The sequence below is a fragment of the Saccharothrix sp. NRRL B-16348 genome (assembly GCF_001280085.1).
GTDB lineage: Bacteria > Actinomycetota > Actinomycetes > Mycobacteriales > Pseudonocardiaceae > Actinosynnema.
This window is the reverse complement of record NZ_LGED01000193.1, coordinates 1-200: the sequence shown is the minus strand read 5'-3', so window position 1 is coordinate 200 and position 200 is coordinate 1. Positions and strand designations below refer to the sequence as shown.

The 200-nt window shown below is 56.5% G+C and carries 1 rRNA gene; it reads right to left on the bottom strand.

What is annotated here, in order from left to right:
* Nucleotides 1-57 (bottom strand): 5S ribosomal RNA (gene rrf, locus ADK67_RS49080); the annotation flags it as partial.
* Nucleotides 58-200 lie beyond the last annotated feature (143 nt).

The window sequence follows — 200 nt, the reverse complement described above, 5'->3', positions numbered from 1 at the left end:
CTTAACTACCGGGTTCGGAATGGGACCGGGTGTTCCCCAACCGCTATGACCACCGAAACACTATGAAATTACCAACCCGTAGGCACCACACCCCACCCGTGCAACGGGTGGACCTGTGATGGTCCGGTTCGGTTCTTTCAGAACCGCACAGTGGATGCGTAGCGTCTTCGTAGCAAGTCCTCGGCCTATTAGTACCGGTC